This is a genomic window from Streptomyces sp. CA-251387 (assembly GCF_050936625.1).
In the GTDB taxonomy this organism is placed as follows: domain Bacteria; phylum Actinomycetota; class Actinomycetes; order Streptomycetales; family Streptomycetaceae; genus Streptomyces.
This window is the reverse complement of sequence record NZ_JBNJMJ010000001.1, coordinates 5,698,897-5,719,249: the sequence shown is the minus strand read 5'-3', so window position 1 is coordinate 5,719,249 and position 20,353 is coordinate 5,698,897. Positions and strand designations below refer to the sequence as shown.

At 71.5% G+C, this 20,353-nt stretch carries 14 protein-coding genes; 4 read left to right on the top strand and 10 right to left on the bottom strand.

Annotated features, from left to right (window positions below; translation table 11 throughout):
* Positions 1-89 precede the first annotated feature (89 nt).
* The 3 genes from ACQEV2_RS25770 to ACQEV2_RS25760 all read right to left on the bottom strand — a co-directional run bounded on the left by ACQEV2_RS25770 (position 90) and on the right by ACQEV2_RS25760 (position 7,139).
* Positions 90-1,793, bottom strand: a complete 1,704-nt coding sequence (locus tag ACQEV2_RS25770) for a serine/threonine-protein kinase (protein WP_433045954.1) — start codon at positions 1,791-1,793, stop codon at positions 90-92.
* A gap of 151 nt (positions 1,794-1,944) precedes the next feature.
* The gene (locus tag ACQEV2_RS25765) at positions 1,945-4,806 is read right to left on the bottom strand and encodes a protein kinase (RefSeq protein ID WP_433045951.1); all 2,862 of its coding nucleotides are present in this window, start codon (positions 4,804-4,806) and stop codon (positions 1,945-1,947) included.
* A gap of 185 nt (positions 4,807-4,991) precedes the next feature.
* Positions 4,992-7,139, bottom strand: a complete 2,148-nt coding sequence (locus tag ACQEV2_RS25760; protein WP_433045948.1) for a serine/threonine-protein kinase — start codon at positions 7,137-7,139, stop codon at positions 4,992-4,994.
* A 194-nt stretch (positions 7,140-7,333) separates the two neighbouring features.
* Here ACQEV2_RS25760 and ACQEV2_RS25755 point away from each other — a divergent pair, with 194 nt between their 5' ends.
* A complete protein-coding gene (locus tag ACQEV2_RS25755) occupies positions 7,334-8,413 on the top strand; it encodes a serine hydrolase domain-containing protein (RefSeq protein ID WP_433045945.1) in 1,080 nt (359 codons plus the stop codon).
* A gap of 81 nt (positions 8,414-8,494) precedes the next feature.
* On the opposite strand, the gene ACQEV2_RS25750 is transcribed toward ACQEV2_RS25755, so the two are convergent.
* Positions 8,495-10,201 carry a glycerol-3-phosphate dehydrogenase/oxidase gene (locus tag ACQEV2_RS25750; protein WP_433045942.1) on the bottom strand — a complete coding sequence of 569 codons (1,707 nt, stop codon included), beginning with the start codon at positions 10,199-10,201 and terminating at the stop codon, positions 8,495-8,497.
* A 263-nt stretch (positions 10,202-10,464) separates the two neighbouring features.
* Between ACQEV2_RS25750 and ACQEV2_RS25745 the strand changes: the two genes are divergently transcribed.
* Positions 10,465-11,673 carry a nucleotide sugar dehydrogenase gene (locus ACQEV2_RS25745; RefSeq protein WP_433045939.1) on the top strand — a complete coding sequence of 403 codons (1,209 nt, stop codon included), beginning with the start codon at positions 10,465-10,467 and terminating at the stop codon, positions 11,671-11,673.
* Positions 11,674-12,357: 684 nt separating this feature from the next.
* Here ACQEV2_RS25745 and ACQEV2_RS25740 read toward each other — a convergent pair.
* From ACQEV2_RS25740 to ACQEV2_RS25725, 4 genes are all read right to left on the bottom strand, one after another.
* Entirely contained in the window at positions 12,358-13,482 is a 1,125-nt protein-coding gene (locus ACQEV2_RS25740; protein ID WP_433045936.1) for a GuaB3 family IMP dehydrogenase-related protein, read from the bottom strand.
* A gap of 128 nt (positions 13,483-13,610) precedes the next feature.
* On the bottom strand, positions 13,611-15,113 hold the full coding sequence (gene guaB, locus ACQEV2_RS25735) for an IMP dehydrogenase (RefSeq protein ID WP_433045933.1): 1,503 nt from the start codon (positions 15,111-15,113) through the stop codon (positions 13,611-13,613).
* Positions 15,114-15,252: 139 nt separating this feature from the next.
* Positions 15,253-15,840 carry a sigma-70 family RNA polymerase sigma factor gene (locus ACQEV2_RS25730; protein ID WP_356576563.1) on the bottom strand — a complete coding sequence of 196 codons (588 nt, stop codon included), beginning with the start codon at positions 15,838-15,840 and terminating at the stop codon, positions 15,253-15,255.
* A 361-nt stretch (positions 15,841-16,201) separates the two neighbouring features.
* Entirely contained in the window at positions 16,202-16,813 is a 612-nt protein-coding gene (locus ACQEV2_RS25725) for a response regulator transcription factor (RefSeq protein WP_003948568.1), read from the bottom strand.
* A 381-nt stretch (positions 16,814-17,194) separates the two neighbouring features.
* Between ACQEV2_RS25725 and ACQEV2_RS25720 the strand changes: the two genes are divergently transcribed.
* Positions 17,195-17,524 carry a WhiB family transcriptional regulator gene (locus tag ACQEV2_RS25720; protein ID WP_433045929.1) on the top strand — a complete coding sequence of 110 codons (330 nt, stop codon included), beginning with the start codon at positions 17,195-17,197 and terminating at the stop codon, positions 17,522-17,524.
* A gap of 48 nt (positions 17,525-17,572) precedes the next feature.
* On the opposite strand, the gene ACQEV2_RS25715 is transcribed toward ACQEV2_RS25720, so the two are convergent.
* Entirely contained in the window at positions 17,573-18,484 is a 912-nt protein-coding gene (locus ACQEV2_RS25715; protein WP_433045926.1) for a LysR family transcriptional regulator, read from the bottom strand.
* Between the two features lie 80 nt (positions 18,485-18,564).
* Between ACQEV2_RS25715 and ACQEV2_RS25710 the strand changes: the two genes are divergently transcribed.
* Entirely contained in the window at positions 18,565-19,233 is a 669-nt protein-coding gene (locus tag ACQEV2_RS25710) for an MOSC domain-containing protein (RefSeq protein WP_433045923.1), read from the top strand.
* A 149-nt stretch (positions 19,234-19,382) separates the two neighbouring features.
* Here the strand turns inward: ACQEV2_RS25710 and ACQEV2_RS25705 are convergent, their stop codons facing one another.
* Complete coding sequence (locus tag ACQEV2_RS25705; RefSeq protein WP_433045920.1) at positions 19,383-20,318, bottom strand: LysR family transcriptional regulator; 936 nt, start codon at positions 20,316-20,318, stop codon at positions 19,383-19,385.
* Between the last annotated feature and the right edge of the window lie 35 nt (positions 20,319-20,353).

Below are 20,353 nucleotides of genomic sequence, written 5' to 3'. Positions count from 1 at the left end.
CTCATCATGCCGCACCGGACGGATCGGCTCCGGGCGCCGTTCGGCCAACTCTGCAAAGCGGCAAAGGCTCTGCAAAGCCGCAAAGAAGCTCAGGAGCCGTTCGGCTGCCACCCCTGCAGCACCGCCGTGAACTGCTTGCGGGTGGTCGTCCAGCTGCCCGTCGGCGAGGACATGTAGAGCGCGTACTCGGTGCCGTCCCGGGCGATGTACGTCTCCTCGATGGCGTGCCGCGGCCCGGGGAAGGGCGTGTCCTTCGCCAGCGCGGTCCACGTGTACTCCCACAGGGAGCCCTTGCGGTCGCGGTAGAGGTTCTCCTCCATGGTCACCCGCTGGTAGTCGACCAGCCGCCGGAGCTGCTCCTCCAGGTCGCGCTGGTGCGCGTAGGGCTCGGCGAAGTCGGGTGACCGGTCGACGGCGATACGCACGAAGTGCCGGCCGTTGTCGGGCGTGTAGTCGATCTGCTTGAGGTCGCCGTCGTCCTGGACCACTTTCCGCTTCCAGCCCTGGGGCAGGTACAGGCTGAACCCCAAGGGGTCTTCGACGCGCTCCCAGGAGTCGGGGACGGCACCTCCCGCCCCCGGGCCCTCCGTCTTCGTCGCTGTGGGGCTCGGCGAGGGCGCGGTCGACGTGGACGTGTCGCCGGCCTGCGGCCCCCACTTCTGCAGCACCACCGCGGTGCCGCCGCCGGCGAGCGCGGCGAGGACGACGAGGAGCGCGAGCGTGCGCAGCCGCCGGCGCTTGGGCGGCCGGGCGGGCACGGCGCCGGTGCCGGCGCCCGTGCCGGTCACGTCGTACGGCCGCCCGATCGTCATCGGACCGGCCATCGGGGGATACGGCGTGCCGGTCGGCGTCTCCTGCCCGGTGCGCACCGTCGCCCCGACGTGCACCGTCGCCCCGGTGTGCCCGGGCCCGGTGCGTGCCTCCGGCTCGTACCGGGTGTGCTGTGTCGGCACGAATGCCTGCGCCGTGCTCGGCCTGCGCCCCTCCGCCGCCTCGGCCAGCATCTGCTCGGCCTCGGCCGCGCCGGGCCGGGTGGCCGGATCCTTGCGCAGCAGGGCGGTGATCACGGGCGCGAGCGGGCCGGCGTGCTGCGGCTCGGCGGGTTCCTCGTCGACGACCGCCTGCATCGTGCCCAGCGGCGAGGTGCGGCGGAAGGGCGAGCGGCCCTCCACCGCCGTGTACAGCGTCGCGCCGAGCGCCCACAGGTCGGAGGCGGCGCCCGGGTCGTGGCCGCGGACGCGCTCGGGGGCGAGGTAGTCGACCGAGCCGACGACCTCTCCGGTACGGGTGATGGTGGTGTCGCCCTCGATCTGGGCGATGCCGAAGTCGGTCAGCAGGACCCGGCCGTCCTCGGCGGAGATGAGGACGTTGCCGGGCTTGACGTCGCGGTGCAGGACGCCGGCGGAGTGGGCGGCGCGCAGGGCCCGCAGCACCCACAGGCCGATGCGGGCGGCCTCGGTCGGCTCCACGCGTCCGCGCTCCTTGACCGCGTCGGCCAGCGAGTACCCCTCGACCAGCTCCATCACGATCCACGGCCGGCCGTCGTGCTCCAGCACGTCGTGCACGGTGACGACGGCGGAGTGGTTGATGCGCGCTGCCGCGCGCGCCTCCGCCCGGGTACGGGCGAGCAGCCGCTCCTGGTCGCTCTCGGAGACGTAGAGCGCGGCGGTCAGCTCCTTGATCGCGACGGCCCGATGCAGCACCTCGTCGTGCGCACGCCAGACCCGGCCCATACCGCCGCTGCCGATCGCGTCGGCGAGCCGATAGCGCCCCGAAACGAGCTGGCCCTGCATCTGATTCACGTTGCCCCGCAATGCTCTTGACAGGGTCAGACTAAGGACCGGCCGAGACGACCGGAACCACGGGGGTGCCAAGGAGACCGCACTGTGATGGTTGTCGCTCTCAGTAAGCGCTGACCTGTCACTCGGCGTCGAGGGGGCGTCTTCAGCCCGTGACCTGATACGTCGCCGACGCCTGCTCGAACAGCCGCGTCACCTCGTCCCGCTCGGCCTCCGGGCCGCGCATCTGCACCACGTGGTACCGCCCGTCGATCAGGATCGCGAGGTTGCGCACGAACAGCTCGCGCCCCTCGTCGTCGGTCCAGGTGAACTGCCCCTCGGCCATGGTCCGCTCGCCGACCTGGATCGTCTTCAGCCCGCTGGAGGAGGCCCAGCTGGAGTCGCGGTACGGCTGCAGCTCCCGCTCGTGCTCCCGCTGGTAGACCATCGGGTCGCTGCCGTACTCGTCCGTGGTGTCGCGCCCCGGTACGACGATGAGGTCGAAGTCGCCGTGCGTGTACACGACCTGCCCGCGTCCGTTCTCCGGTGTGCGGTTCCAGCCGTTGGCGACGGCGATCCGGAAGCCGGCCGCGTCCTTGCGCAGGGTGAAGCCGTCGGGGACCTCGGGCCCGGTGGTCTGCGTCTCCGTCGAACCGGCCGACTCCGAGGGGCTGTTGCCGGACCCGGGGGACGTCTGGTCGGGCCGCGGCTCGCTGCTCGCCTCCGCCGACTGCTCGGGCGCAGCCGGATCGGCCTGGCCCGCGGCGCCGGTGCGATCGGCGTCGGCCGTTGCGCCGCTGCCCTGGTCGGCCTTCGGCATGAACAGCATGGCGTACGCGATCGCCGCGGCCATGCCGAGCAGGACGAGCACCAGCAGCGTACGGCCGAGCCGCTTCGGCGAACGCGCCTCCTGCTTGGCCCGCTTGTGCCGCCCGTGATGCGCGGGCAGCCCGGCCCGTCGCCGGCGCACCAGCTCGCCCCGGCGCCGTACGATCGGCAGCCGGTTCGGGTCGACCGGCGGCGCGGCGACGACATGGACACCGGCGTCCGGCTCGGGCGCCGACCGCACCAGCGACCGCAGCCAGCCCCTCAGCTCCTCGAAGTCGAGGCGCTCGGTGGGGTCCTGACGCAGCAGCGACTCCACGACCGGCCTCAGCGGCCCGCACTCCTCGGCGAAGGCGGGCGGCTCCGCGCACACCATCTGCACCAGCTCGGCCGTCGACTCCTCCGGATACGGCGCATGCCCCTGCACGGCCCGGAACAGCAGCGCCCCCAGCGCCCACAGGTCGGTCGCGGGCCCGATCGGCGCGGCCAACTGCCAGTTCTCATGCACCGGCCCGGCCTGCTCCGGCGCCCACCGCTCGGTCACCGGCCCGACCACAGCCATCCGCGCCTGCCGGGCTCGCTCCGCGGCAAGCGCGGTGGTGGGGCCGCGGTGGGCGGGGGCCTGGGAGACGAGGTCGTCCCAGCGGGTCGGGGGGTGGGGGCCTCCAGCAGCGGAGGGCCTGGCGGGGGCGGGGATGCCTCGGGTGGGGGAGCCGGTGACGCCAGGGGCGGGTGCACCCGCAGCCGGGGACGCGGGTGTGCCGAGGGCGGGCTGGGAGCCCGGGCTCGCCGGAGGAAGTGCCGTGCGGTCGCGGCCCTCGTCCGTCGGCGCAGTACCGACGGCACCGCTGCGGGGCGCGGCACCATGCCAGGGCGTGGCCTGCGCGCCGTACGGGTCGGCTATCTGGCCGGGGGGCGTGGTGACGCCGTTGCCGGAGGGGTACGGCGGGGAGGGGAACGGCTGGGAGGGGAACGGCTGGGAGGGGAACGGCTGCTGCGCCGAGCCGTTGGCGTGGGTGGCGGGGTCGTCTTCCGGCGCCGGGCGGGCGTCGGGCAACGCGGCCCGTCCGTTCTGCGACTCCTGGACCCGGGCCGCGGCACGAGCCCCCGCCCGATACGCGGCGATCGCTCCGGCCCGCGCGGCCCTGATGTCCCCGCCGGTCTCGAGGGCGCCGCGCGGCGCCGCACCGGGCACCCCGGTCCCGCTGCCCGCATCGGCCCCGGGCACCGGCAGTCCCCCGGCCGCCCGCGCCTCGATCGCGGCGCGCCGGGCAGCCTCGGGATCTGCGCCACCGGGCCCGCCGGGACCAGCCCCGCTCGCCGTACCGGCCCCGGGCACCGGCAATCCGCCCGCCGCCCGCGCCTCGATCGCGGCACGCCGGGCAGCCTCGGGATCCGTGCCACCGGTGCCGGGCGCGCCGATTCCCTGACCGGCGCCGATCCCGCCGACCCCACTCGCACCCGGGAGCGGGCCGGGACGGCCCACCCCACCCGCCTCGCCGAAGCCGCCGCCGGAAGCAGGTCCGCCGCCGAACGCCCCGGCCCCGGAGCCGCCGTGGCCGTCACCGTCCTCGACCGGCACCGGGTCATACCCGCATAGCGCCTCCTCCGCGGCCCCGACCGCGAGCCCGGTCAGCATCACCCGGCCGTCGTCGCAGACGAGCACCGTGCGCGCGGTGATGTTCCGGTGGACCCAGCCGTGCCCGTGCAGCACACGCAGCGCCATGAGGACGTCGGAGGCGACCTCGGCCGCCCGATAGGGCGTCAACGGCTTCTCGGCGAGCAGCGCGGCCAGCGGACGCGCGGCCACCAACTCGCTCACTATCCACAGCGACCCGCCCTCGGCGAACACGTCGAAGACCTGGTCCAGCCGCGGATGGTCGGGGATCCGCGCCGCGGCCTGCGCCGCCTCCACCGCCCGCCGCACGGCAGGATCACTGGGCCGGCGCGTACTCGAACTTTTCGCCGAGGTCCGCCGCCCCGCACCCCGGTCCCGCGCGTCCCGTGCGGTGAAGCCGTCGGGCAGCCCCTCGGCGTCGAGCACCTCCGCCTCGACGACCTCCGGCAACGGCACCTGCCGGACGAGGACTTCCTGCCCGCTGTAAGGGTCGAAGGCCCGGGTCTCGGTGAGTTCGTACTCGTCGGACGGCGGCAGCGGCAGGCGGTAGCGGTCGGCGAGTACCCGACCCGCATAGTCGTCCACGTTGCCTCCCCCGGCCGCCCGGTTGGTCAATCCCGCTCGCCTTGCGTCCCGTTCCGGACGCAGGACTGGATGCGTACGGTCCGCAAGCATTCACGATACGTGCCGGAGGCAACCCGCAAAGAGGGGTTGCTGTATCTCACGGCTCAAACCCGGCCGTCGCATCCCGGAACCGAGACCCGCTCAGCTCACGACTTCGGCTTGAACGAACCCGTCAGCGTCCGCCATGTCTCCTTGCGCAGGTCACTGTCCCAGTTCGCACTCTTCGCGGTGTACATCAGCGCATATCCGAGATGGTCGTTCACGACGAACCCACGGTCGATCGTCCGGTACTTCGTCCCGCCCTCGACATAGGTGAACTCCCAGTCGGCCGTTTTCCAACTGCGGTAGTCCACCGCCTCTATTCGAATCATCTTGTACTGCGAGCGCGTCATGTACTGCTCCTGGTTCTTCCAGTCCGCCACCGGGTCGTTCTTCGGCGTGGACGTCCAGGCAACGAGCAGCTTCTGCCCATCCGGCCCGCTGAACCGGTCCCCCGCCGACCCCGTGGACTGGAACTTCCATCCCTCGGGCAGCCCGATCGAGTACCCCTGGCCCCCCTTGTGGGTCGACGCGGCCCCGCTGTCGCCCGCGGATCCCGCCTCGGCACCGCTCCCGCCGGTCGCGCTCGCCCCGGCGCCCGGCGTACTCCCGGCCTTCGTCCCGGAGCCGGATCCCGCTCCGGTCGACGCGGACGCGGACGCCTCACCGTCCGTGCGAGTACCGCCGTTCTTGTCCTCCTTGGTGTCGGCACTCGCACTGGCGGAAGCCTTGGCGGCCCCGCCACCGCTCGCCGACGCCTTCGAGTCGCCGTCACCGTTGAGCGCGATGGCCAGCACCACTCCGATCACCGCGAGCGCGACGACCACCGCGATGATCACCAGCGTCCGCTTCGGCACCACGTCGGTGAGCGGCGCCCTCGGCACCGGCCGCGGCGGCAGATCCGGCGGCGGCACCACAGGCCACCCCGAACTCCGGCCCCCGCTCTGCCCGTTCCCGGTCCCGGTATCCCGCTCGCCGACGCCGGCACTGGCAGTGGCACCGGAACCGGCAGCCGTCTCGGAACCGGCACCCGTCTCGGAACCGACCCCGGACGACCGACCCGAAGTCTCCGCCCCCGACGACGCCTTGGCCGCACCCGCTCCGGTGGACGCCCCGCCGACCGCACCACCGCGGTCCTGCACGCCGGCCCCGGAAACAGCGGTCTCGCTCCCGGACTTGGCACGAGCGGCAGCCACCCCGGCCCCCGCACTCACCGCGGCCTTCCGCACGGACCGCAGCGCCGTGCGCAACCGCTCCCCGGCCTCCTCGCCCCGCTTGCTCCCGGACCCGCCACCCGAACGGCCCTTGTCCGCACGGGCGCCGGGCTGCGGCGGCAACGGCACGACTCTCGTCGCGTCCATCGCCGGCTCCGGCTCGTCCTTGGGCTCGGGCGCGTGAATGACGGCGTTGAGCATCGCCCGCGCACCGGCGTCGTCGAGCCGCTTGGCGGGATCCTTGGTGAGCAGGCCGTAGATGACGTCCTTCAGCGGTCCGGCGTTCTTCGGCTCCTCCAGGGGCTCGGTCATCACCGCCGTGAGCGTGGCGATCGCGGAGCCCTTGTCGTACGGCGGCACACCCTCGACCGACGCGTACAACAACCCGCCCAGCGACCAGAGGTCAGCCGCCGGTCCGGGCTTGTGGCCGCGGGCCCGTTCCGGGGAGATGTAGGAGGGCGCGCCGACGAGCATGCCGGTCGAGGTGATGGACGGGTCGCCCTCGACCTGGGCGATGCCGAAGTCGGTGAGCACGACCCGGTCGGTGTCGGATTCGAGCAGGACGTTGGACGGCTTGACGTCGCGATGCAGGATGCCCTCACGGTGCGCGGACCGCAGCACGTCGAGGATGGCCAGACCGACCTCGGCCGCCCGCTTGGGCTCCAGGAGGCCGTCCTCCCGGATGACCTCGGCGAGCGACTTCCCCTCGACGAGCTCCATCACGATCCAGGGCCGGTCGTCCTCCTCGACGACGTCGAACACGGTCACCGCGCTGTTGTTGCGGATCCGCGCGATCGCCTTGGCCTCACGCAGGGTGCGCGTGATCAGCCGCCGCTTCTCCTCCTCGTCGATGTTCGAGGGGAACCGCAGCTCCTTGACGGCGACCGTCCGCCCCAGCGTCTCGTCCTCGGCTCGCCACACCGTGCCCATGCCGCCCCGGCCGAGCACTCCTCCCAGCCTGTATCGCCCCGCGAGGAGACGCTCGTGATCGTCCTGACGAGTGTCCTGACGAGATGTCCCCGCCCGCTCCGCCTCCGACATGCGTCCCCTCATACAACCCGCCCTGACAGAGCCTCCATTGTCTCTCACCCGACAAGTGCCCAACGCCCAGGGTGCCCCTGGCGCCACCGCGCCGCCGCACGGCCCGGACGTCCCGGCCGGCACACACCCGAGCCCCGCTGAATCGCACATTCCGCCGCCCGGCATGATGGTCCGCGACTAGGGAAGGAACCCTCATGGCACGACCGGCGACGCCGCTGTTCCGCACTCTCGTGGGCGTCCCTGTGTGCCTGTCCCTCGCCGGTCTGATGTCCGTGGCACTCCTCGGTCTGGCCCCTATCGCCTCGTCGGCGCCCCCGGCCCGAGCTACGGGCTCCCTCCTTCCCTTGCTCGTCACCCAGGGCAAGGCCCCCGCCGCGGCCCTGCTCACCCGCGACAAGACCGGCGCCCGCTACGCCCAGGCCGGCCAGGGCATCGCCCTCACCGACCACTTCCGCGCCGGCAGCATCACGAAGACCTTCATCGCGACGGTCGTCCTGCAACTGGCCGCCGAGGGACGGCTGTCGCTCTCCGACACGGTGGAGCGGCATCTGCCGGGCCTGGTGCGCGGGGCCGGCAACGACGGGCGCGCGCTGACCCTTCGTTCCCTGCTGACCCACACCAGCGGCCTGTACGACTTCACCGCCGAGACGGGAGGCACCGTCCCCGTCACGCCGCTTCAGGCCGTACGCATCGCACTCACCCACCCCCCTGCCGAACCCGGCACCTACTCCTACTCGAACACCAACTACATCCTGCTCGGCCTGCTCATCGAGCAGGTCACGGGCCGTTCGTACGCCGCCGAGGCCGAGCGGCGCATCATCGCTCCGCTGGGTCTGACCGGCACCTCCTTCCCTGGCTCCCGCACCTCTCTTCCCTCCCCGCACGGCCGCGCCTATGCCACCGACGGGACCGACGTCACCGAGCTCGACCCGCGGGTGGCCGGCGCCGCGGGCGAGCTGGTGACCACGCTCTCCGACCTCGACCGCTTCTACGCGGCACTGCTCGGCGGCAGGCTGCTACCCCCGCACTGGCTGCGCGAGATGCTCCACACCCGTGCCGCACGAGGCTCGTACGGCATGGGGATCTTTCCCGTGAAACTGCCCTGCGGCACCGTCGTATGGGGGCACAACGGGCGCATCTCCGGCAGCTACGTGCGCTCCGCAGCCACCGTGGGCGGTCGTCAAGTCCTCACCTTCCGGGTGAACACGACGGCGATCGCAGATCCCGGCCTCGAACCCCGGCTGCTCGCCGCCGAGTTCTGCCCTCGCACCTGAAAGAACGGCCGAGGTCCGAACGGAGATCCCGGCTTCCGCCACTCGTTCGGGTGACGTTCTGCCGTCCCACAACGGCACGATCTACAACGGCACGATGTCCGGCGCCCCCAGCCGCGCCGCGTCCGCCGTCAGGTCGTCCGGCTGCCGCTGGGACTCGCGCTCGGCCTCCACCCGCTTCCGGTAGTGCTCGATCTCGCGCTCGATGTGGTCCTTGTCCCAGCCCAGCACCGGCGCCATCAGCTCGGCCGCCTCGCGCGCGCATCGCGTCCCCCGGTCGAACGTCTCGATCGAGATGCGTGTGCGCCGCGTCAGCACGTCGTCCAGGTGCCGTGCCCCCTCGTGCGAGGCGGCGTACACGATCTCGGCGCGCAGATAGTCGTCGGCGGAGTGCAGCGGTGCGCCCAGCGTGGGATCGGCCGCGATGAGCTCGAGCACCTCCTCCGCCAGCGACCCGAACCGGTTCAACAGGTGTTCCACCCGCACCACATGAATCCCTGTCCGCGCCGCGATCCGCGCCCGCGCGTTCCACAGCGCCCGGTACCCCTCGGCACCCAGCAGCGGAATGTCCTCCGTCACGCACTCGGCGACCCGCATGTCGAGACCGTGCACGGCCGCGTCCACCGCGTCCTTGGCCATCACCCGGTACGTCGTGTACTTGCCGCCGGCCACGACGACGAGCCCGGGCACGGGGTGCGCCACGGTGTGCTCGCGCGACAGCTTGCTGGTGGCGTCCGACTCACCCGCGAGCAGGGGTCGCAGCCCGGCGTACACGCCCTCCACGTCGTCGCGGGTCAGGGGCACCGCGAGCACCGAGTTCACGTGTTCCAGCAGATAGTCGATGTCCGCGCTGGACGCGGCCGGGTGGGCCTTGTCGAGGTCCCAGTCGGTGTCGGTCGTGCCGACGATCCAGTGCCGGCCCCAGGGGATGACGAACAGTACGGACTTCTCGGTGCGCAGGATCAGGCCCGTGGTGGAGTGGATGCGGTCCTTGGGGACGACCAGGTGGATGCCCTTGGAGGCGCGGACGTGGAACTGCCCGCGCTCCCCCACCATCGACTGGGTGTCGTCGGTCCACACCCCGGTCGCGTTGACGATCTGCTGGGCGCGGATCTCGTACTCCCCGCCCGCCTCGACGTCCTGCACCCGGGCCCCGACGACGCGTTCGCCCTCGCGCAGAAACCCGGTCACGCGCGCGCGGTTGGCGACTTTCGCGCCGTAGGCCGCCGCCGTACGCACGAGGGTGGCCACATAGCGGGCGTCGTCCATCTGCGCGTCGTAGTACTGCAACGCGCCGACAAGCGCGTCCTTCTTCAGCGCGGGGGCGACGCGGAGGGCGTGACGGCGGCTCAGATGGCGGTGCATCGGCAGGCCCCGTCCGTGGCCTCGGGCCATCGACATGGCGTCGTAAAGGGCGACGCCGGAACCGGCGTACAGGCGCTCCCAGCCCTTGTGCTGCAGCGGGTACAGGAACGGCACCGGTTTGACCAGATGCGGGGCGAGCCGCTCCAGCAGCAGGCCGCGCTCCTTCAGGGCTTCCCGTACGAGCGCGAAGTCGAGCATCTCCAGATAGCGCAGGCCGCCGTGGATCAGCTTGCTGGACCTGCTGGACGTGCCCGAGGCCCAGTCACGGGCCTCGACCAGGCCGGTGGACAGTCCGCGGGTCGCCGCGTCGAGGGCGGTGCCGGCGCCTACGACCCCGCCGCCCACGACCAGTAGGTCCAGCTCGCGCTCGGCCATTGCTGCGAGTGACTCGGCGCGCTCCGCCGGCCCCAGTGTCGCTGTCCTCACCGCTGCCTCCCGCTCATCGGTCGCGTAGGCCGCACCCGTCGGGCGAAGCCCGGTTCGTACCCCCCATGCCCAAATTCTGACCGGGTTGCCCGACTTCAGCCACCACGCGCCCCCAGCCTGTGGACAACACTCAAGGAAACGCGATCATCCAATCCCGCAAATCGGTCATATTTACTCCTAGTCTGACATTGCGCTCCCTCATCCTGTCCACAGGACTTGCGCAGCTGCCCCGCTTCGGTTACTGGGAAGGACGGCCCAACGCCATGCCCGCAGATCTCGCCGTCATCGGACTAGGCCCGTACGGCCTGCCCCTGGCCAAGGCCGCCGTCGCCGCCGGCATCCACACGCTCGGTTACCGGACCGGGCCCGAATCCGGCTCCCTCAGCCCAGCCGAACTGCGCCGGATGCTCTCGGGGGGCTTCCGGCACGCCACCAGCCCCGCCGAGCTCGGCCGCGTACGCACCGCCGTCATCTGCCCGCCGACCCCGCGCGACGCGGACGGCGGCCTGGACCTGAGCCAGGTGGAGGCGGCCGCCCGCACCCTGGCCGAACGGCTGCGTCCGCACACCACCGTCATCCTGGAGTCGCCCGTACCCCCGGGCACCACGGAGAACGTCCTGCGCCCGCTCCTCGAAGAGGGCTCCGGGCTACGCGCCGGCCGCGACTTCCACCTGGCGTACTCCCCCAGCCGCGTCGACCCCGGAAACCGCCACTTCACGCCCGCCAACACCCCCAAGGTGATCGGCGGCCTCACGCCCGCGTGCACCGAGTCGGCGGCCGCCTTCTACGGCCGTCTCACCGACAAGGTGGTACGCGCGCGTGGCCCGCGCGAGGCGGAGACCGTGCAGGTACTGGAGACCAACTTCCGGCACGTCAACATCGCCCTCGTGAACGAAATGGCCGTCCTCTGCCACGACTTGGGCGTCGACCTGTGGGACGTCATCCGCTGCGCGGAGACCAAGCCGTTCGGCTTCCAGGCCTTCCGTCCCGGACCCGGCGTCGGCGGCCACGCCGTCCCGCAGGACCTGACCGCCCACGCGGGCCGCACCCTGCGGATGGTCGAACTGGCCCAGCAGGTCAACGGCCAGATGCCGCGCTACGTCGTGCAGCGCGCCGCCACCCTCCTCAACGAGCACGGCAAGTCCGCGCGCGGCGCCCGCATCCTCCTGCTCGGCGTCACCTACAAGCCCGACCTCGCCGACCAGCAGTCCACGCCCGCCGAGGAGGTCGCGGTCCGCCTGCTCCAGCTCGGCGCCTCCATCAGCTACCACGACCCGTACGTCCCGTCCTGGAGCGTCCTGGACCGGCCGGTGCCGCGCGCGGACGCGCTGTACGAGGCTGTCGCGGAGGCCGACCTGACGATTCTGCTTCAGCAGCATCGGACGTATGACTTGCAGGGGCTGTCGGTCAAGGCGCAGCTGTTGCTCGATACGCGGGGGGCTGCGCCTACGGGGGCGGCGCATCGGTTGTGACGGGGGGCGCGTGGGGTGCCTGAGCCGCCGGGGTTGGTGGCGTGGGGCATTCGGCGCCGGTACCGTATGGAGCAGGTGGAGCCCGATGCAGCGGGTAATGCAGTACTGCTGAGGCTCCGAACGGATAACGGGTGTCCACCCCTAGATCACGTGGGGGCGGCCGCTCATCTTCCGCCAATAGGGTGGGAGCCCACCGCAGTGGTCGCTGCGGCAGGCTCCCGGGCGATTCACGGAGTGTCCACCCCTAGTTCATGTAGGGGTGGCCGCTCATCGCCCATAAATCCACAAGACACACCTCCTCCGGAACTTCACCAGCCGAAGCCGAAGTCGATCCCAGCGGGTGGGCTTGCGGTGACGGCCCATGGGCGCGCCCCCTTCCACGATGCCGCCCATCGACCCGGTAGGCGGTCCGTTTGGAGCTCGGGCCGGGCCCCGAGGGCCGGGGTCCGGAACATCTCCTTGGAAGGGGGCGCCCCCTTGAACGGGTCGCCGATCACCGACACTACCGCCCCTCTTCGCCCGTTCAGCCCACATTCGCCCCAAACGCAACCACGCGGCCCCTCCCCCACAAAGCGCCCCCACCCAGCCCCACTTGGGCACACAAAAGGGCCGGTCACCCCACCCGGAGTGACCGACCCTTCCCTGACGCCTGACGCCGACGGAAACGGCGTACCCGTGTAACGCCTACCGCGTGTGCTGCGAGTCCGCCACCGCGACCTCGACCCGCTGGAACTCCTTCAGCTCGCTGTACCCGGTCGTGGCCATGGCCCGCCGCAGCGCACCGAAGAAGTTCATCGAACCGTCCGGAGTGTGCGACGGCCCCGTCAGCACCTCCTCGATCGTGCCGACCGTCCCGAGGTGCACCTTCTTGCCGCGCGGCAGCTCCTCGTTCACGGCCTCCATGCCCCAGTGGTGCCCCTTGCCGGGCGCATCCGTGGCACGCGCGAGCGGCGAGCCCATCATCACCGCGTCCGCGCCACAGGCGATCGCCTTGGGCAGGTCGCCGGACCAGCCCACGCCACCGTCGGCGATCACGTGCACATACCGGCCGCCGGACTCGTCCATGTAGTCACGGCGGGCCGCCGCCACGTCCGCGACCGCCGTGGCCATCGGGACGCGGATGCCCAGCACGTTGCGCGTGGTGTGCGCCGCGCCGCCGCCGAAGCCGACCAGGACGCCCGCCGCGCCGGTGCGCATCAGGTGCAGGGCGGCCGTGTACGTGGCACAGCCGCCGACGATCACCGGGACGTCGAGCTCGTAGATGAACTGCTTCAGGTTCAGCGGCTCGTGCGCTGACGAGACGTGCTCCGCCGAGACCGTCGTACCGCGGATGACGAAGATGTCCACGCCCGCGTCGACGACCGCCTTGGAGAACTGGGCCGTGCGCTGCGGGGAGAGCGCGGCGGCCGTGACCACGCCGGAGTCGCGCACCTCCTTGATGCGCGCGCCGATCAGCTCCTCCTTGATGGGAGCGGCGTAGATCTCCTGGAGGCGGCGGGTGGCGGCCTCCGTGGGCAGCTCGGCGATCTCGTCGAGCAGCGGCTGCGGGTCCTCGTACCGCGTCCACAGGCCCTCGAGGTTCAGCACGCCGAGGCCGCCGAGCTCGCCGATGCGGATCGCGGTGGCCGGGGAGACGACCGAGTCCATGGGGGCGGCCAGGAAGGGCAGCTCGAAGCGGTAGGCGTCGATCTGCCAGGCGATCGAGACCTCCTTCGGGTCCCGCGTACGGCGGCTGGGGACGACGGCGATGTCGTCGAAGGCGTACGCCCGGCGGCCGCGCTTGCCGCGCCCGATCTCGATCTCAGTCACGTCTGTGGCCTTTCCCTGATGCGTTTCAGCGTCTACCAGTATCGCCGACGGGTACGACAAGGGCGGCCCCGGATGCCTCCGGGACCGCCCTCAGCAAGCCCTCACAGCGCCTCACGCGCGCGTGCGCGTCACTTGCTGCTGTAGTTCGGCGCCTCGACCGTCATCTGGATGTCGTGCGGGTGGCTCTCCTTGAGGCCCGCCGAGGTGATCCGTACGAAGCGGCCCTTGGACTCCATCTCTTCGATGGTGGCGGCGCCCACGTAGCCCATGGTCTGGCGCAGACCGCCGACGAGCTGGTGCAGCACGTTGGCCAGCGGGCCACGGTAGGGCACCTGGCCCTCGACGCCCTCGGGCACGAGCTTGTCGTCGGAGGCGACCTCCGCCTGGAAGTAGCGGTCCTTGGAGTACGACCTGCCCTGGCCGCGGGACTGCATGGCGCCCAGCGAGCCCATGCCGCGGTACGACTTGAACTGCTTGCCGTTGATGAACAGCAGCTCGCCCGGGGACTCCTCACAGCCCGCGAGGAGGCTGCCCAGCATCACCGTGTCGGCACCGGCGGCCAGCGCCTTGCCGATGTCGCCGGAGTACTGCAGGCCGCCGTCGCCGATCACCGGGATACCGGCCGGACGGGCCGCGAGGGCGGCCTCGTAGATGGCGGTGACCTGCGGGACGCCGATGCCGGCGACCACGCGGGTCGTACAGATCGAGCCCGGGCCCACACCGACCTTGATGCCGTCGACACCGGCGTCGATCAGCGCCTGGGCGCCGTCGCGGGTGGCGATGTTGCCGCCGATCACGTCGACGCTCACGCTGGACTTGATCTTCGACATCCAGCTGAGGGCGTTGCTGTTGTGGCCGTGCGAGGTGTCGACGACCAGGAAGTCCACACCGGCCGCGGCGAGGGCCTGGGCGCGCTCCAGCGCCTCGGGGCTGGCGCCGACGGCGGCACCGACGAGGAGACGGCCCTCGGCGTCCTTGGCGGCGTTGGGGTACTTCTCGGCCTTGACGAAGTCCTTGACCGTGATGAGGCCCTTGAGGACGCCCGCGTCGTCGACCAGCGGCAGCTTCTCGATCTTGTGCTTGCGCAGCAGCTCCATGGCCTCGACGCCGGAGATGCCGACCTTGCCGGTGACCAGCGGCATCGGCGTCATGACCTCGCGCACCTGACGGGAGCGGTCCGTCTCGAAGGCCATGTCACGGTTGGTGACGATGCCGAGCAGCTTGCCGGCCGGGTCGGTGACGGGGACACCGCTGATGCGGAACTTGGCGCACAGCGCGTCCGCCTCGGCGAGCGTGGCCTCCGGGTGCACCGTGATCGGGTCGGTGACCATGCCGGACTCGGACCGCTTCACCAGGTCGACCTGGTTGACCTGGTCCTCGATGGACAGGTTGCGGTGCAGCACACCGACGCCGCCCAGCCGGGCCATGGCGATCGCCATGCGGGACTCGGTGACCTTGTCCATGGCGGCGGACAGCAGGGGGATGTTGACCCGGACATTGCGGGAGATGCGGGACGAGGTGTCGACCGCGTTGGGGAGCACCTCGGATGCACCCGGCAGCAGCAGCACGTCGTCGTAGGTCAGCCCGAGTGTCGCGAATTTCTCGGGCACTCCGTCGACGTTGGCAGTCATGACACCTTCCCCAAATGGCCTTGATCGGTGCGGATGTCCATGCTAACGGGAAGCAGAGGTGGCACATTCCACGGTTCGGACCCGCTCCGGGCTTCGTATGTTCGTACGGAACCGGCGCACCGGCCGTTCAACAGAGCAACTACTGCTCGGCCAGCGCCCGCAGGCGGCTCAGCGCCCTGTGCTGTGCAACCCGCACCGCACCAGGTGACATTCCCAACATCTGACCCGTCTCCTCCGCGGTCAACCCCACGGCGATGCGCAGCAGCAACAGCTCCCGCTGGTTCTCGGGCAGGTTGGCCAGCAGTTTCTTGGCCCACTCGGCGTCGCTGCTCAGCAGCGCCCGCTCCTCCGGGCCGAGGGAGTCGTCCGGGCGTTCCGGCATCTCGTCGGACGGCACCGCCGTGGATCCCGGATGGCGCATCGCGGCCCGCTGCAGGTCCGCCACCTTGTGCGCGGCGATCGCGAAGACGAACGCCTCGAAGGGGCGGCCGGTGTCCTTGTAGCGCGGCAGCGCGAGCAGGACGGCGACGCAGACCTCCTGTGCGAGGTCCTCGACGAAGTGCCGGGCGTCCCCCGGGAGGCGGGACAGCCTGGTGCGGCAGTAGCGCAGGGCCAGGGGGTGGACATGCGCGAGCAGATCGTGCGTGGCCTGCTCGTCCCCGTCCACGGCGCGGTGGACGAGTGCACCGATCGCCCCCTGGGCACAAGCCGCCTCGTCGTCGCGCATCGGTCCATGGTGCCTTGCGGCCGTGTGGTCCGTGGCATCGCGCCCGTTGTTGTGCACCGAAGCGTTATGAGCAGGTGCGCCGGCACTCATCCCCTGCGCCCTCCCCTTCCGCTCGACCGACTCGTCCCCGAGAGACTCCACATCTCAAGGATGCGGCATCCGCGCCGAAACGAGCAGCGGGCACCGACAGAGCTACTTGACCGACCTGGCACCCGCGCCCCCAAAGGGGCGCGGGGCTGCGACGATATGCGCCACCGCCGCGATGGGGTCCCCCCGCCCGAGCGAAGCCGAGAGTGGAGCGACCAGCCACGACGGACCCGCAGCCGCCGGACGGCGCAACGCGGCACCCACAGTGCCGCGATTAACGCACCAGACCCCAGCGGAATCCGAGTGCCACCGCATGCGCCCGGTCCGACGCACCGAGCTTCTTGAACAACCGGCGGGCATGCGTCTTCACGGTGTCCTCGGAGAGGAACAGCTCGCGACCGATCTCCGCGTTGGAACGACCGTGGCTCATACCTTCGAGCACCTGGATCTCACGCGCCGTGAGCGTCGGCGCGGCGCCCATCTCGGCGGAGCGCAGTCGACGCGGGGCAAGACGCCAGGTCGGGTCGGCCAGCGCCTGCGTCACCGTGGCGCGCAACTCCGCGCGCGAGGCGTCCTTGTGCAGATAGCCGCGGGCACCGGCGGCGACCGCGAGGGCCACGCCGTCCAGGTCCTCGGCGACGGTGAGCATGATGATGCGCGCACCGGGGTCGGCGGACAGCAGCCGCCGCACGGTCTCGACGCCGCCCAGACCGGGCATGCGTACGTCCATCAGGATCAGGTCCGAGCGGTCGGCGCCCCAGCGGCGGAGGACTTCCTCGCCGTTGGCCGCCGTCGTCACGCGCTCGACGCCGGGCACGGTCGCGACCGCGCGGCGGAGCGCCTCTCGGGCAAGCGGGGAGTCGTCGCAGACGAGGACGGATGTCATGGCCGCCCTCCGCAGCTGATGCACGTCACCTTGAGCCTCCAGGCTGGTACGAAATCGTCACCTGTGCGGTCGACCGTCTCGGACGCCTGCCCGAGCGCTTGTTGCTTCAACCGCCTCCGCCCTCTCAACGACGGTCACTCGAAAGAGTTACGGGGCCGTGTGCCATCTTCGGCACTCTACGTGAGGGGACGGACACGGGGCAGGCATGCACGACGGACCCTCAATGTTTCATCACAACCCATGCCCCATTCAGCCCTTTTTCTTCCCGTTTATTGGCGTTTGGGGCTAGATTCGCAATGAGTCATATTTTCATCTCCTTAGATCGTAGATGTACGGTCGTGGACACCGTATCCGCCCAGAACGGCTACAAGGGGTCACGCAATGGCAGATTTCTCCCGCCTTCCCGGACCGAACGCGGACCTGTGGGACTGGCAGCTGCTGGCTGCCTGCCGCGGGGTGGACAGCTCGCTCTTCTTTCATCCCGAGGGTGAGCGCGGTGCGGCTCGGAGTGCTCGTGAGAACTCGGCCAAGGAGGTCTGCATGAGGTGCCCCGTGCGCGCGCAGTGCGCGGCGCACGCGCTGGCGGTGCGCGAACCGTACGGCGTCTGGGGCGGCCTGACCGAGGACGAGCGCGAGGAGCTCATGGGGCGGGCGCGCAACCGGCTGGTCTCGGCGTCGACGACCAGCGGGGAGGCCGGCCCGAACAACTGAAGGAACGTTTCTGCAACTGGGCACGCGTACGCGTGCCCTTACTTTTGGCTACCGGGCAGCGGCTCGCGCCAGCTGCTCCAGCGTCGCCGCCACCGCCGGCACCTGCGCCAGGTCGGGCAGGGTGAGCGCGACGATCTCCCGCCGCACCGCCGGCTCCAGCGTCACCATGCGCACCCCTCGCGGCCGTACGGACTCGACGGCGAGCTGGGGCAGCACGGCCACGCCCAGGCCGGCGCCCACCAGGCCGACGACCGCCGGATAGTCGTCCGTGGCGAAGTCGATGCGGGGCGTGAAGCCGGCGCCCTCGCACACCTCGATCAGCTGTCCCCGACAGCGCGGGCACCCGGCGATCCACGGCTCGGCGGCGAGCTCCCCGATGGCGAGGGACCCTGAGGCCGCGGTGCGCGCGAGCCGGTGCCGTTCGGGTACGAGGGCGACGAGCCGGTCCGTAAGCAGCGGGCGTACGACGAGGTCGTCCCACTCGCCTTCCGGTGCGCCCGCGGCACCCTCGTACCGGAAGGCGAGGGCCACGTCGCAGTCGCCCTCGCGCAGCAGCTCGACGGAGTTCGGGGGCTCGGCCTCCTCCAGGGAGACGCGGGTGCCGGGGTGCGCGGCGCGCAGGGCGGCGAGCGCGGTCGGGACCAGGGTGGAGCTGCCGCTGGGGAAGGAGACGAGGCGGACGCGGCCGGCCCGCAGCCCGGCGATGGCGGCGACCTCCTCCTCGGCGGCGGTGAGTCCCGCCAGGATCCCGGCGGCGTGCCGCACCAGCGCCTCACCGGCCTGGGTCAGCCGCATCTCGCGCCCGCTGCGGACAAGAAGGGGCGTGCCGACGGACGCCTCCAGGGCCTTCATCTGCTGGCTGACGGCGGGCTGGGTGCAGCCCAGTTCACGTCCTGCCGCGGAGAAGGAGCCGGTGGCGGCGACAGCGCGCAGCACGCGGAGATGACGAGCCTCGATCACAGGTCGAGCATAAGCGAGCCTTGGAGATCGTGCCGAATAACGCATGGACGCTTTGACCAGCGGTCGCCTACCGTGCCGCCATGAAGCTTCTTTCCGTGAACCTGGGCCGCCGGACGTATGTGCCGTACACGGATCACCCGGAAGGCGTGACCGGGATCGACAAGCAGCCGGTGGACGGGCCGGTACGGGTGGCGGCGCCCGGTCCCAAGGGGGTCGGGGCGAGCGGGGTGGCCGGGGACGAGGTGTGCAGCACGCGCTATCACGGTGGGGACGACCAGGCCGTGTACGCGGTGGCGCGCGAGGACCTCGACGACTGGGAGCGCGAGCTGGGGCGGTCGCTGGCGAACGGGGGGTTCGGCGAGAACCTCACGACCGAGGGCGTGGATGTCTCCGGTGCGCTGATCGGCGAGCGCTGGCGGATCGGGTCCGAGGTGGTGCTGGAGGTCACCTCCGGCCGGATTCCCTGTCGTACCTTCCAGGGCCATGTCGGTGAGAAGCAGTGGGTGAAGCGGTTCACGGCGAAGGGGGCGCCGGGGGCGTATCTGCGGGTGATCGAGCCGGGTGAGATCCGGGCGGGCGATGCGATGGAGATCGTCCACCGGCCCGATCACGGCGTAACGGTGGCACTGCAGTTCCGCGCGGTCACGACGGAGCGGGCGTTGCTGCCGCGGCTGCTGGCGGCGGGTTCGGCGCTGCATCCGGAGTCGTTGGAGGCGGCGCGGAAGTACGTGGCGAAGTACGGGGGCTGACGGAGAGTCAGTCGGGGCGGGTTCTGACGGGGTGGGGGTCTGACGGGGAAGTGGGGGGTTGAGGAAAGCGGGAGTGTGCCGATGGCCACCTCTGCCCCCCGAGTTGCCGTCCGTAGATCCCGCCACGGTGATCGAAGACGCGGAGGTGTTCAGCGCGGGATCACCCAGCCCGGCGTCCAGGTCCCGGCGGCGTCGTGGCCGGTCGCCGTGGCGGCGAGGTGGGCGCGGAGGGTGGCCAGCGCCGGGTGCGGGTTGTCGCGGTGCCAGAGGAGCGAGTGCGGGTAGACGGGCGTCGGGTCGGTCACCGGGATGCGGCGCAGGCCGTGGCCGGCGGGCCAGATGAGGCGGGTGTGCTCGCCCATGAAGGTGGCCAGGGCCGGCGTGTCGGCGACGGTGTCGAGGAGGGCGTCGGAGCCGAAGTTGGGGCCGGTCGACTCGATGGTGAGGCCGAACTCGGCGACGAGGTCGTCGTAGTAGGCGGCCCATTCGGTCCCGGGGACGAGGCCGGGAATCCAGATCCGGTGCCCGGCGAGCTGGGCGACGGTCACCGAGCGGGCGCCCGCCAGCGCGTGGGCGGGGCCGGTGAGGAGCTGGAGCGGCTCGTCGAGCACGCGGACGGACTCGATGTCCTCGGGAAGGGGACGTCCGGGCGCGGCGACGGCGCGGAAGGAAGCGTCGATCGTGCCGGAGCGGATGGCGGTGACGGCCGGCTCGATGTCGAACAGCATCAGCACGTCGAGCTCGATCTCGGGGTGGGCGCGGTGGAATCCGCGCATCAGACCCGACGCCGCGCCGCGCGAGGCGATCACGTCGACGCGCAGCGGACGGCGGCCGGTGCGCACCGATGCGACCGCGCGCTCGGCGGCACGCATCAACTCGTGTGCGTGGGGCAGGAACGCCCGCCCGTCGATGGTGAGCTCGGCGCCGCGCGGCGTACGGGTGAACAGCCGTACGCCGAGGTCGCGTTCCAGCGCGGCGATGCGCTTGGAGACGGCCTGCTGGGTGATCGACAGGTCGGCGGCGGCTTTCTGGAACTGGCCCGCGTCCGCGACGGCGAGGAAGGTGTGCACTGCTTCGAGATCCACGCCGAGTCACCTTAGGGAACAACGGTTGGTTGTGG